This is a genomic window from Actinoplanes hulinensis, from assembly GCF_019429605.1.
Taxonomy (GTDB): domain Bacteria; phylum Actinomycetota; class Actinomycetes; order Mycobacteriales; family Micromonosporaceae; genus Actinoplanes; species Actinoplanes campanulatus.
Genome location: NZ_JAHXZI010000005.1, coordinates 184670 through 197485, shown reverse-complemented (window position 1 = coordinate 197485; position 12816 = coordinate 184670). Strand labels below are relative to the sequence as shown.

Genomic DNA, 12816 nt, shown 5'->3' with positions numbered 1-12816 from the left:
AGTGGAAAGGTGTTTCCATCTACGCCATGCTCGAAGCGTTCCTCTACCTGCACATCGTGCTCATGGTCTTCTGGCTCGGCGGGGACCTGGGAGTCTTCTACTCCAGCCGGTACGTGATCGACTCCTCGCTGACCCCGGCCGCACGGCTCACCGCCCTGAAGATCATGCTGGGGCTGGACCTCGGGCCGAAGATCTGCCTCATCCTCTTCCTGCCCAGCGGCCTGACCCTGATCTCACTGGACGCGCACGGCGGCGAGCTGTGGGGCGTCCGGTTGCTGCCGTGGTGGCTGCTCGTACCGGTCTGGATCGGATCGTTCGTCTGGGTCCGGCTGATGTGGACCGACCACCACGAGCCGGGCAAGCACCCCACCGTGAAGCGGGCCGACCAGGCGATCCGGATCGCCGTGGTGGCCGGCATGTTCGGCATGGGCGTCTTCACGCTGGTGGCCGCCGAGCCGTTCGGCGTCACGACGAATCCGAAGTGGCTGGGCGGCAAGGTCATCCTCTACGCCCTCGCGATCGCGGCGGGACTGGGCATCCGGCGGCAGCTGAAGCCGTTCGGCCCGGCCTTCTTCGGCAAGGTGATGGCGGGCACGGCCGGGGACGACGACGAGGTAACCGTCAAGAAGAGTGTCAACGGCTGCCTCCCGTACGTCTGGGTGATCTGGGGTTCGGTCCTGCTGGCCGGCCTTCTCGGCGTGGCCAAGCCGCTCGCGAACCTCTAGGGCCGGTAGCCCAGCTGCGCGGAGATCCGGGACGCGGAGGCCAGGAGGTCGGCGACGGCCTCCTGGGTGTCCGCCTTGAAGCGCAGCGCCGGCCCGGCCAGGCTGATCACGGCCACCACCCGGGCGTCGTGGTCGAAGATCGGGGCGGCGATCGACGCGGCCCCGGCCTGGCGTTCGCCGAGCGAGGTGGAATACCCCCGTTTGCGGACCGCGGCCAGGTCCTTGCGCAGCTTGGCCGGGTCGGTGATGGTCTTGTCGGTCACCGCCTCGAGCGGGTGCCGGGTGAGGTAGGCGTCGACCTCGAAGTCCGGCAGGAACGCCAGGAACGCCTTGGACGAGGCGCCGGCGTTGAGCGGGAACGGGATGCCGAGGCTCACCTCCAGGCGCAGCTCCTGGTCGGGGACGACCTGGTCGACGTAGAGCCGGGTGTCGCCGCGGCGCAGCGACAGGGTGGCGGTCTCGTGGGTGCGCTCGGAGAGGCGCCTGAGCTCGGGCGCGGCCATCGCGCGGACGTCGGTGCGGGCCAGGTACGCCCGGCCGAGGGCGACCGCGGCGTGGCCCAGCGCGTACCGCCGGGTGGCCGGGTCGACGGTGATCAGCTCGCGGCTGCGCAGCGCGGTGAGGATGCGGTGCACGGCCGCCTTGGTGAGACCGAGCGCGGTGGCGATCTCGGTCACCCCGAGATCGGGCTGGTCGGTGCGGCCGAAGTAGAGCAGCACATCCATCGCGCGCTCGACCGCGGCGATGGACCGGGACTGGCCTTCGTCCTCACTCACTGCCACTGCGAAACCCCCACGGAACAGGTACGGAACAGACTTTGCCGAACTCTAGCCTGCCATTTCGCGGTGGGAAACGCCGTACCGTTCCGCGGTTGACACGATCCTTGAGCGTCGTTACGTTCAGCGTAACGACGTTTCCTAGAGCGAAACAGTCCGCAGGAACGGAGCGTACGAGTGCCGGTCGACAGCACTACCTTCCGATCCGTGCTCGGACAGTGGCCGAGTGGCGTCTGCGTGGTGACCACGGTCGGCCCGCACGGCGTGCACGGGATGACCGCCAGTTCATTCTCCTCCGTCAGCCTCGATCCGCCGCTCGTGTCGGTCTGCCTGGGCAACCATCTGCCCAGCCGGGCGCTGCTCGGCGAAGCGGGCAAGTTCGCGATCAGCTTCCTCGGCAGGGACCAGGCGGACATCGGCCGCCGGTTCGCCGGACAGGAGCGCGACGTCAAGAACCGGTTCGCCGGCCTGGACTGGACCACCACCCCGAACGGATGCCCGGTGCTCAGTGACGCGGTGGCGTGGCTGGACTGCACGGTGGCGCACGCGTACCCGGGCGGCGACCACACCATCTTCGTCGGCGCGGTGACCGACGCGGCCCTGCCCCGGATCACCTCGCCGCTGCTGTTCCACTCGCGCAACTGGGGCCAGATCGCCGACCCGCTGCCGTCCTCGGTGAACCTCACCGTCGACGTGGCCGCCGACGACCCGCTCGCCGGCGCGCTGCGCAAGGCCGGAGCCCGGGTCCGCGCCGACGGGCACTGCTTCGAGTTCTCCGCCGACGCCCCTCCCCCGCCCACGGCCATCCGGGCCGCCAAGGAGTCCGGCGCCACCGTCATCGGGTACGTGCCGGACGCCTTCGACCCGGACCGCGAGGACGAGGTGCTGGCCTCCGTCGCCGCGCTCACCGAACTGGGCTGCGACGAGATCGGGTGCGCCGAGTCGCTCGTCGCGCCGGCCTCGCCGTTGCAGGTCCGCCGGGTGCTCCAGGACGCCGCGGTCCGGGCCCGCCCGGCCGTCCTGCGCGTCCGCCTCTCCGGCGACAACCGTCTCGCCCTGGTCAACGCGCTGGTCGCGATGAAGAGCGGGGTCTCGCACTTCGACGTCGTCGCCCCCGGCTCCGGCTCGTCCGGGCTGCCGCTGGGCGACCTGCTCCACCTGTCCCGCCAACTCGAGGTCGCCGGCCCGCCCGACCTCGCCCACATCAGGGAGTGACACCATGGCCGACCGACTCATCGGCGAGAAGCTCGTCGACGACATGACCGTCGAGGAGAAGGCCCGGGCCGCCCTCGTCGAGCAGGTGTTGCCGGCGCTGCGGGCCAAGGCCGACCAGGCCGACGCCGACGGCGCCTTCCCGCGCGAGCACATCGATCTGCTGCGCGACGCCGGCCTGCTGGGCCTGATCGTCCCCCGGGAGTACGGCGGCCTCGGCGGCACCCTGCGGGACCTGGCCGCCGCCACGTACGCGATGGGCAGCGCCTGCCCGTCCACGGCGCTGGCCTTCTTCTTCCACAACACGTCGGCGTCGCGCGGCCTGCTGCCGCTGGAGGCGATCGAGTCCGGGCTGTTCTCCGCCGAGGAGGCGCCGGTCGTCAAGGCGTTCGCCGAGAAGGTGCTGCGGCTGATGTCCGGCGGCACCTGGCTCGCCAACTTCGCCAGCGAGTCGGTGAAGTCGAGCGGCGCCAACATCGCGATCGCCACCACGGCGGTCTCCGCGACCCGGAACGGGGTGGAGGGCTGGGAGCTGACCGGTGAGAAGTCGTTCGGCTGCGCCACCGGCATCGCCGACTACTACCTGGTCACGGCCCGCCTGGACGGCTACGAGACGGCCGACGGCCTGGTCATGTTCCTGGTCCCGCGCGATGCCGAGGGGGTGACCGAGCGGCCGTTCTGGAACGGGCTCGGCATGCGCGGCAGCGCCAACCACGGCATCCGGCTCGACGGTGTGTTCATCCCGCGGGAGGACGCGCTCACCGTACCGGGCGCGTTCGTGAAGATGTTGCGGTGCAGCCGCGGCAGCTTCGTCGGCAACCAGCTGGCCATCACGGCGGTCTACGTGGGCGCGGCGCAGGGCGTCTACGACGACACCCTGGAGCGGCTGACCCGCAAGACCTTCGCCGACACGGGCCGTCCGATCGCCGAGTCGCCCATGCACCAGGTGATCATCGGCGACATGACCGAGAACCTGGAACGGGCGTACCTGTGGCTGCGCCGCCAACTGCTGCTGGAGACGTGCGAGCCGCCGATCGCCACCAAGTCCGAGGTGTACGCGCAGTGGCGCATCGCCAAGGGCAGCATCTGCCAGGCCGCGTTCGACGTGGCGATCGGCGCCCTCAAGGCGTCCGGCACCTCCAACGCGACGATGAACGGCACCGTCGGCCGCGCCCTGCGTGACCTGGCGATGGGGCTGGTCATGACGTTCCCGCCGGAGCGCGGTCGCCTGGAGGCCGCCTCGGTGATCACCAGCAACCGGGCCAACGATCTGTTCGCGAGCGTGTCCTCATGACCAGAAACCTCATCACCGGTACGTGGAGAGCGTGCACGATTTCGGTAGGAGTGGACCTGGAGAACCCGGCCACCGGTGAGGTGACCGGGCCGGCGCTCGGCGCGTCCGAGACCGAGGTGGAGGAGGCTCTCGCCGCCGCCGACGCGCTCGGCGCCTGGGACCTGCCCGCCGCCGACCGTGCCGACGTCCTGGACCGGATCGCCGCAGCGGTCGGCGCGGCCGCGGGTGAGATCGTGGCGCTGGAGTCGAAGGCCACCGGCGTCCCGATCCGGCAGACCACCCCGCTCGGCATGATCCTGGCCGGAGCGTTCGCACTGGCCGCCGGGCAGCTCCGGGCCGGCATCCTGACCTCGACGGCGACCCGTGAGGACGGCCGCGAGGTGCTCGTCGAACGCCTCCCCTGGGGGCCGGCCGCCTGCCTGGTGCCGTGGAACGCGCCGGCCCCGATGGCCGCCCACAAGGTCGCCAACGCGCTGGCCGCCGGCTGCCCGGCCGTCCTGAAGCCCAGCGAGTACGCGCCGTACGGCACCGAGCGCCTGGCCGAGGTGATCGACACCGTCCTCCGCGAGGCCGGCGCCCCGGCCGCCCTGTTCCAGCTGCTGCACGGCGGCGCCGCGGTCGGTTCCCAGATCGTCTCGGATCCGCGGATCCGGGCCGTCTCGTTCACCGGCGGGCTCGGCGGCGGCCGGGCGGTCGCGGCCGCCTGCGCCTACGACATCAAGCCGGTGCAACTGGAGCTCGGCGGCAACAACGCGCTGATCGCCCTGCCCGACGCCGACGAGCACGCCGTGGCCCGCGCCGCCGCCGATCTGCTCACCACCCTGAACGGGCAGTGGTGCCGGGCGCTGGGCCGCCTGATCGTCCCGGCCGGCCGGGAGGAGGCCATTGCCTCCTTGGTCATGGCGCGTATCGACGATCTACGGACCGGTGATCCCTCCGACGAGGCCACCGACTACGGCCCGCTGATCCATTCCGGACACCGGGCCACCGTGGTCAAGGCCCGCGACGACCTGGGCGGCACCCTGCACGAATCCGCCCTGACCGGTCCGGGCAACACCCTCGCGCCGTCGCTGGTGGTCGGCGCCGACCCGGCCCGCACCACTGACGAGATCTTCGGCCCGGTCGCCGCGGTACACGGCTACGAAACGGTCGACGAGGCCGTCGCCCTGGCCAACGGCACCCGGTACGGCCTGGAGGGCTACGTCTTCGGCGCCGACGAGGAGGCCGCCCTGGCCGTCGCGAAACGGGTCCGGGCCGGCGAGGTGAAGGTCAACGGCTCCTCGATCATGAGCCTGCACCTGTTCACGCCCCGGCCGGCCTGGGGGATCTCCGGCTACTCGGAGGAGGGCACCGCCGAGACCCTGCTGTTCTTCACCAACCCGCGTGTGGTCGGTGTCGAGAACGGCTTCGCCCTGCACAGCCGATCATGACCCACCGCACCGAACGGCACACGGGGCGAGGAAGATCCAGCCTTGACATCTCCCCGCCTTAGAACGGGGATTCCGGCGGTTGCCCGCCGGGTTTCCTGCTTCGCAGCCCGCTGCCCCGGACGGAGGTTTCCCCGTTGAGGTCTTACGCCGGCTCCACAGGCCGTCACCGCCTGCCCGGCGGCCAGGATGTTGCGTGCCGCGTTGACGTCACGGTCATGAAGGGTGCCGCAGTTGCGGCAGGTCCACGACCGGATGTCCAGCGGCATCTTCTCCGTGAGGTGCCCACAGGCCGAGCAGACCTTGGACGACGGGTACCAGCGGTCGACCACGACCAGGTCCCGGCTGTACCACCGGCATTTGTAGGTGAGCAGTTCACGGAAGGTGGTCCAGGCCGCGTCACTGATGGCGCGGGCCAGACGGTGGTTCTTGACCATGTTGCGGACGGTCAGGTCCTCGATCACGAGCGTTTGGTTCTCACGCACGAGCCGAGTGGTCAACTGGTGCAGGTGGTCACGGCGACGGTCACCGATGCGAGCGTGGATCCGGGCAACCCTGACCCGGGCCTTGTCCCGATTCCGCGAGCCCTTCTCCTTACGGGCCAGCTGGCGTTGGGCGCAGGCCAGCCGGTGCCGGTCGGCACGTTCATGGCGGGGGTTGGCGACCTTCTCCCCGGTGGACAGGGTGATCAGGTGGTCGAGCCCGGCATCGATACCAACCGCGTTTTCGGTGGCCAGCAGCGGCGGGATGGTGTCCTCGCACAACAGGGATACGAACCAGCGGCCGGCGCTGTCGCGCGACACGGTCACGGTGGACGGCGACTGTCCCTCGGGCAGTGGCCGGGAGCAGACGATGTCCAGCGGGGCGGTCATCTTTGCCAGGGTCAGCTCGCCGTTTTTCCAGCGGAAGGCGGACGGGGTGAACTCGGCCGACGCACGGGACTTGTGTTTGGACTTGAAGCGCGGGTACCGGGACCGCTTGTCCCAGAACGCGGTGAACGCGCTCTGCAGATGCCGCAGGCCCTGCTGGAGTGGCACGCAGGAGACCTCGTTGAGGAAGGCGAGTTCCTCGGTCTTTTTCCACGCGGTCAGCAGGGCGCTGGTGGCGGTGTAGTTCACCCGTTCCTGCCGTTGCCGCCAGGCGGTGGTGCGGGCCTCCAGAGCCAGGTTGTACACCTTGCGCACACACCCGAACGTCCGGTTCAGCAGGTCGGCCTGCTCCGGAGTCGGGTAGAAGCGGAATTTGAAACCCCGCTTCACGGTGCGCTGGGACACGGCGCATAAAATAGCACACTTGTTCGGAATTGATCCGATGGGGGCGATGGACGCCTATCCGCTTTGACGCGGATCGGCTATCCCTGATCTGCTCCGCAAGGGTTCCGTTTCCTCTCCGGCCTTCAGCCGGAGTATCCACGAAGGAATCTGATGACTGCCACCGCACTGCGCGCGATTCTCGCGTCCGGCCGGGTCACCCATGTGCCCGGCGTCTACGACCCGGTCACCGCGGCGCTCGCCGTGGCGGCCGGCCACCGGGCCGTGCACCTGTCCGGCGCGGCCGTCTCGGCGATCATGCTGGGCCGGCCGGATCTCGGGTTCGTGCACGCCACCCAGATCGCCGACCGGGCGTCCACCCTGGTCCCGGCCCTGGACGGCATTCCGCTGATCGCCGACGCCGACACCGGGTACGGCAACCCGCTGCACGCCGTGTGGACCGCCCTCGCGTACGCCCGGGCCGGTATCGCCGGACTGCACCTGGAGGACCAGGTCAGCCCGAAACGGTGCGGGCACCTGGCCGGCAAGGAGGTGATCCCGATCGGCGAGGCGGCCGCGAAGATCACCGCCCTGGCCGATCAGGCGCCGCAGATCGTGGTGATCGCCCGCACCGACGCGTACTCGATCCTCGGCCTGGACGAGACGATCCTGCGCTGCCGGGCGTACGCCGAGGCCGGCGCCGACGCGGTGTTCCCCGAAGGCGTGGACAGCCTGGCCGACCTCGCCCGCATCGGTGCCGCGATCCCCGGCGTGCCGATCGTCGTCAACCGCAGTGAGGCCGGCGGCGACCGCCCCGCCCTGACCGACGCCGAGCTCGCCGCGGCCGGTGTCCGTCTCGTCCTGCACCCGGTGTCCGCGCTGCTCGCCGCCATGCGGGCGGCGTCGCTGACCTACCGGGCCATCGCCGACCACGGCACCGCCGAACCGGTCGACCGGATGCCGTGGGCCGCGTTCACCGCGCTGGTCGGCCAGGACGAGGCGCTCGACCTCGACGCCCGCTACGTACCGAAAGGGTTGCAGACGTGAACCGCATCCTGGTCGCCGGCGCCGGGCCGGTCGGTCTCACCGCGGCCCTGGCCCTGGCGCGGCGCGGCTTCGCCGTGACCGTCCTCGAGTCCGGGGACGCGCTGGCCACCGAGTCCCGTGCGTCCACGTTCCACCCGCCCACCCTGGAGATGCTCGACGATCTCGGCGTCGGCGGGGAACTGCACGAGCGCGGGCTGCTGTCGCCCACGTTCGCCTACCGGGACCGGCGCGAGGGGCTGATCGCCATGCTGGACCTGGCGGTTCTCGGTGACGACACCCGTTTTCCGTACCGGTTGCAGTGCGAGCAGTCGAAGCTCACGCCGATCCTGCTCGACCATCTGCTGCGACACGAGAACTGCGGGATCGAGTTCGGTTTCCACGTGACCGACGTGGCCCAGGACGGCGGGGTCACCGTCACCTCCGCCGACGGCCGCGCCGTCCACGGTGACTGGCTGATCGGGGCGGACGGCGCGCACTCGTCGACCCGGCGGGCCACCGGCGTCACCTTCGACGGCATCACCTATCCCGAGCGGTTCCTGGTCGCCTCGGTCGACGAGGAGCTGCCGGACTGGCTGGACGACCTGGCCTCGGTCAACTACGTGTTCGACCCGGTCGAGTGGTGTGTGCTGCTGCGGACCCCCGACCACTGGCGGGTGCTGCTGCCCACCCCGTCCGAGACACCCGACGAGCAGGAGTACGAACGTCTCGGCTCCCGCCTGCGCGGCGTCCACGACCCGGGCCGGCCGTGGCGGGTGGCGCACGCCAGCATGTACCGCGTCCACCAGCGGGTCGCCACGTCCTTCCGTACCGGACGGGTCCTGCTCGCCGGCGACGCGGCACACGTCAACAATCCGCTCGGCGGGCTCGGCATGAACTCCGGCATCCACGACGCCGTCGCCTATGCCGCCGCCATCGCGACCGGCGATGACGCGGCGATCTGGGCGGCCGCCACCGACCGGCGGCGGATCGCCCTGGAATACGTGCAGAGCGTCTCCCACCAGAACTACGAGCGCCTGCGCGCCGCCGACCCGGACGCCCGCGCCGCCCACCTCGGCGGCCTGCGCGCCATCGCCGCCGACCCGGCCCGTGCCCGCGAGTCCCTGCTGCGCAGCTCCATGATCGCCTCGCTGCGCCCGGTCGCCGCATGACCGCGTCCGCCGCGGCGACGATCGCCCGGGAGAATCCCGCGCGTACCTCTGAGATCGTCGGGGTGGTCGTGGAGACGGCGCCGGAGGCGGTCGACGCGATCGTGCGTGAGGCGGACGCGGATCAGCGGAAGTGGGCGGCACGGCCGCTTGCGGACCGGCTGGCCGCGCTGGCGCGCGCCGCCGCCGCGATCGAGGACGCGACGCCCGGGCTGGCCACGCTCCTGGCGCGCGAGTCCGGCAAGGTGGTCGGCGACTGCCGCGGTGAGCTGGGCTTCGCGGTCCGCTATCTGCGGTGGGTGGTCGAGCATGCCCCTTCGGCGTACGCGGATCGCGTTCTCGACGACGACCTGGGAAGGGTCGTCGAGCAGCGGAAACCGTACGGTGTGGTGGCCGCCGTCACGCCCTGGAACGCGCCGGTCATCCTGGCCATGCTCAAGATCGCGCCGGCGCTGGCGGCCGGGAACGCGATCGTGGTGAAACCGTCGCCGCTCGCGCCGCTGACCATCTCGCGGGTGGTGGACCTCTTCGACGCGCCGGTCCGGGTGGTGCACGGCGGGGCGGAGACGGGCGCCGCACTGGTCGGGCACGAACTGGTGCGGAAGGTGGCGTTCACCGGCGGCGCGGCCGGCGGGCGGGCGGTGGCGGCGCTGGCCAGCGAGCGTCTCACCCCGAGCGTCCTGGAGCTCGGCGGCAACGATCCGGCCGTCTTCCTGGACGACGCGCCGTTCACCGACGACGCGATGGACCGCCTCGTGATGGCCAGTTTCGCGACCAGTGGGCAGGTCTGCATGGCGGCGAAACGGCTCTACGTGCCGTCGTCGCGGCTGTCCGGGTTCGTCGGCGCCTACCGGGCCGCCGCCGACCGCGTCCTGGTCACCGGCGATCCGCTCGCCGACGGCGTGACCATGGGCCCGGTGATCTCCGCCGCCGCCCAGCGGGCCGCGCTCGCCCTGCGCGGCTCCGGAACCGTGCACGATCTCGGGCGGTTCGACGGGGATCCGGCGAGTGGCTACTTCGTGCGTCCGGCGCTCGTCGTGGAACCGGACCCGGGGTCGCGGCTGGTCGTCGCGGAGCAGTTCGCGCCGGTGGTGCCGGTGCTCGGCTACTCCGGCGAGGAGTCGGTGCTGGCCGCCGCGAACGCCGGGGAGCTGGGGCTGGGCGCGTCGGTGTGGAGCGCCGACGAGGAACGGGCGTTCGCGTTCGCGCGGCGGTTCGAGGCCGGGTTCACGTTCGTCAACACGCACAACCGCACCGGCATGAGCCTGCGTGCCCCGTTCGGCGGGGTGAAGCGCTCCGGCTGGGGCCGCGAGTACGCCCAGGAGGGGCTCGCCGAATACGTCCAGACCTGCGTCATCCACGCCCCGGCCGCGTTCCGGCCGGGCGCCGCGGTGACCGGGGGCGGGCCGTCGGCGTACCCCGCGGGGTGATGGTCCGCCAGGAGGTCCCACTGTGACCCCCGTCACCACGGTTCACGAACGGCGGGGCCGTGCCCGTCTCCCGGTCGTAACAGCGACGAGGGAGGAACAAGCCATGCACGAGATCCTGGTTCTGGGCGCCGGATACGCGGGCCTGATGGCCGCCACCAGCCTGGCCGGCCGCACCGGACGGCGCGGCGACGTCCGGATCACGCTGGTGAACGGCAGCGACCGGTTCACCGAGCGGCTCCGGCTGCACCAGGTGGCGACCGGGCAGCGGCTCGCCGACCTCAGCATCCCGGCGGTCCTGGCGGGCACGAACGCTCACCTGGTCACCGGCTGGGTGACGGCGATCGACCCGGCCGCCCGGACGGTACGGGTCGACGACGAGCGGGTGCTCCGCTACGACACGCTGATCTACGCGCTCGGCGGGGTCGCCGACACGGCCGCCGTCGCGGGGGCGGACGAGCACGCGTACGCCCTGGACGGTGCGCCGGCCGCCGAGGCGCTGGCCCGCCGCCTGGCGGAGGTGGGCCGGCCGGGTGGTGGGTCGGTGGCCGTCTGCGGCACCGGCCTGACCGGGATCGAGCTGGCCACCGAGATCGCCGAGAGCTACCCCGGCCTGGCGATCACGCTGCTCGGCACGGCCGAGCCCGGCGCCGGGATGGGCCGGCGAGCGCGGGCGCACCTGGACGGCGCGCTCGCCCGCCTGGGCGTACGGGTGCGGGCCGGCGCCGAGGTGGTCAAGGTGCTCCCGGGCGCGGTGGCGCTGGCCGGCGGCGCGACCGTCGAGGCCGACGTGGTGGTGTGGGCCGCCGGGGTGCGGATCCCGCCGCTGGCCACGGCGGCCGGCCTCACGGTGGACGGGCACGGGCGGATCGTGGTGGACGGCGCGCTGCGCTCGGTGTCGCACCCTGAGGTCTACGCGATCGGGGACGCGGCGGCGATCCGGCAGGGGTTCGGCGTTCTGCACGGCACGTGCCAGAGCGGGATGCCGACCGGCGTGCAGGTGGCGTGGAACATCGCGCGGGAGCTGGACGGCCGGGAACCGGGACGGTTCCGGTTCGGCTACCTGCACCTGCCGGTGAGCCTGGGCCGCGGCGACGCGGTCATCCAGTTCACCCGGCCGGACGGGAGCCCGAAACGGCTGGCGCTGACCGGGCGGGCGGCGGTCTGGTACAAGGAGACCGTGAGCTCGTCACCGTGGTCGTCGTTCCAGCGCATGCTCCGCAGTCCGGGCGCGGGCCGGCTCGCCTGGCGCCGTGGCGGTCGGCAGACCCGGTGAACGAGCCGTTCGAGGAGCACCGGAGGCTGCTGTTCGCGGTGGCCTACCGGATTCTCGGCAGTGCGGCCGACGCCGAGGACGCGGTGCAGGACAGCTGGCTGAAGTGGTCGGCCGCGGACCGTTCCCGGGTCGCCGACCCGCGGGCCTACCTGGTGCGGATCGTGACGAACCTGGCGATGGACCGGCTGCGGTCGGCCCGGGCGCGGCGGGAGTCCTACGTCGGCCCGTGGCTGCCCGAGCCGGTGCTGACCGACGCCGGCTCCGAGGACGACGCGGTCCGCGCGGAGTCGGTGTCGACCGGCCTGCTGATGCTGCTGGAGAGTCTCAGTCCGCTGGAACGGGCGGTGTTCGTGCTGCGGGAGGCGTTCGCGTTCAGCCATGCCGAGATCGCCGCCGCGGTGGGACGCTCCGAGGAGACGGTGCGGCAGGCGGCGTCGCGGGCCCGGGAGCACGTGCGGTCGAACCGGCCGCGGTTCCCGGTCACCGCCTCCCGGCACCGGGCGGTGACCGAGCGGTTCCTGGCCGCGGCCGGTGGCGGGGACATCAACACGATGATGGACCTGCTCGCCCCGGACGTCACCCTGTGGACCGACGGCGGCGGCAAGGTGCGCCAGGCGTTGCGGCCGGTCCGCGGGGCGCAGCCGGTGGCGGCCTGGTTCGCGGGCATCATGCGGCGGCCGTACGAGGGGGTCGCGCCGGCCGCGATGACCGCCGAGATCACCGGGCTGAGCGGCACGCCCGGCGTCGTGATGCGCGGCGGCGGGCGGGTCCTGGCGACGCTCACGCTCGATCTCGACGATCAGGGCCGGATCATCGCCATTCACAACGTTGCCAACCCGGACAAGCTGGGCGCCGTCACCGCCGGAATCATGCGCGACCTGCGGTTTTCCGCGTACGGATCAGGGTTGGGTGTAGTCGACGACGGCGCGTGAGGTCAGCAGCGGGCGCAACCACGCGCCCAGCTCGAGATGGGCCGGATGCGCCTGATAGGCGCGAAGATCGTCGGTGTCCCGGTGCGTGGTGCGCAGGTGCAGGTCCCAGGAGACCTCGGTACGGAGCTCGTCGACGTGGGCCTCCAGGGAACGGATTTCCGGAACGGCATCGCCAAGGTCTTCCAAACGCAACTTCGCCTTGGCAGCATCCCCGGGATCGGCAAACCTCATCAGTACGACATGCACCAGCACCGCGCGCCCCCAAAATATCTTTGTCATCAAGAGAAACACCTGTTGCGAAGGTG

The 12816-nt window shown here is 71.7% G+C and carries 12 protein-coding genes; 9 read left to right on the top strand and 3 right to left on the bottom strand.

The genetic code is table 11. From position 1 onward, the window contains the following. The first annotated feature begins 26 nt into the window (after positions 1–26). Positions 27–725, top strand: a complete 699-nt coding sequence (locus KZ829_RS11500) for a hypothetical protein (RefSeq protein ID WP_220143838.1) — start codon at positions 27–29, stop codon at positions 723–725. Here the strand turns inward: KZ829_RS11500 and KZ829_RS11495 are convergent. After that, complete coding sequence (locus KZ829_RS11495; RefSeq protein ID WP_308285432.1) at positions 722–1501, bottom strand: IclR family transcriptional regulator; 780 nt, start codon at positions 1499–1501, stop codon at positions 722–724. The genes KZ829_RS11500 and KZ829_RS11495 overlap by 4 nt on opposite strands. Positions 1502–1708: 207 nt before the next feature. Between KZ829_RS11495 and KZ829_RS11490 the strand changes: the two genes are divergently transcribed. The 3 genes from KZ829_RS11490 to KZ829_RS11480 are packed head-to-tail and all read left to right on the top strand — an operon-like array spanning position 1709 to position 5437. Further along, positions 1709–2716 carry a flavin reductase gene (locus KZ829_RS11490; RefSeq protein WP_220143836.1) on the top strand — a complete coding sequence of 336 codons (1008 nt, stop codon included), beginning with the start codon at positions 1709–1711 and terminating at the stop codon, positions 2714–2716. A gap of 4 nt (positions 2717–2720) precedes the next feature. Beyond that, positions 2721–4007: an acyl-CoA dehydrogenase family protein gene (locus KZ829_RS11485; protein ID WP_220143835.1), complete on the top strand. Its 1287-nt coding sequence runs from the start codon at positions 2721–2723 to the stop codon at positions 4005–4007. Next, the gene (locus KZ829_RS11480; RefSeq protein ID WP_220143834.1) at positions 4004–5437 is read left to right on the top strand and encodes an aldehyde dehydrogenase family protein; all 1434 of its coding nucleotides are present in this window, start codon (positions 4004–4006) and stop codon (positions 5435–5437) included. The genes KZ829_RS11485 and KZ829_RS11480 overlap by 4 nt, the downstream gene beginning before the upstream one ends. Here KZ829_RS11480 and KZ829_RS11475 read toward each other — a convergent pair. Further along, positions 5341–6708 carry an RNA-guided endonuclease InsQ/TnpB family protein gene (locus KZ829_RS11475; protein WP_220143833.1) on the bottom strand — a complete coding sequence of 456 codons (1368 nt, stop codon included), beginning with the start codon at positions 6706–6708 and terminating at the stop codon, positions 5341–5343. The two genes, KZ829_RS11480 and KZ829_RS11475, sit on opposite strands and share 97 nt — an antisense overlap. Before the next feature lie 150 nt (positions 6709–6858). Here KZ829_RS11475 and KZ829_RS11470 point away from each other — a divergent pair, with 150 nt between their 5' ends. The 5 genes from KZ829_RS11470 (at position 6859) to KZ829_RS11450 (ending at position 12511) form a co-directional block, all read left to right on the top strand. Further along, entirely contained in the window at positions 6859–7731 is an 873-nt protein-coding gene (locus KZ829_RS11470; protein ID WP_220143832.1) for an isocitrate lyase/PEP mutase family protein, read from the top strand. Continuing rightward, complete coding sequence (locus tag KZ829_RS11465; protein WP_220143831.1) at positions 7728–8879, top strand: FAD-dependent oxidoreductase; 1152 nt, start codon at positions 7728–7730, stop codon at positions 8877–8879. The genes KZ829_RS11470 and KZ829_RS11465 overlap by 4 nt, the downstream gene beginning before the upstream one ends. Then, positions 8876–10306, top strand: coding sequence for an aldehyde dehydrogenase family protein (locus tag KZ829_RS11460; RefSeq protein WP_220143830.1), 1431 nt, complete (start codon positions 8876–8878; stop codon positions 10304–10306). The genes KZ829_RS11465 and KZ829_RS11460 overlap by 4 nt, the downstream gene beginning before the upstream one ends. Before the next feature lie 103 nt (positions 10307–10409). Beyond that, positions 10410–11579 (top strand): NAD(P)/FAD-dependent oxidoreductase, encoded by a 1170-nt coding sequence (locus KZ829_RS11455; protein WP_220143829.1) that lies wholly within the window; start codon positions 10410–10412, stop codon positions 11577–11579. Next, entirely contained in the window at positions 11576–12511 is a 936-nt protein-coding gene (locus KZ829_RS11450; protein ID WP_220143828.1) for an RNA polymerase sigma-70 factor, read from the top strand. Before KZ829_RS11455 ends, KZ829_RS11450 begins: the two co-directional genes overlap by 4 nt. On the opposite strand, the gene KZ829_RS11445 is transcribed toward KZ829_RS11450, so the two are convergent. Continuing rightward, a complete protein-coding gene (locus tag KZ829_RS11445) occupies positions 12479–12802 on the bottom strand; it encodes a Dabb family protein (RefSeq protein WP_188122543.1) in 324 nt (107 codons plus the stop codon). The genes KZ829_RS11450 and KZ829_RS11445 overlap by 33 nt on opposite strands. Positions 12803–12816 lie beyond the last annotated feature (14 nt).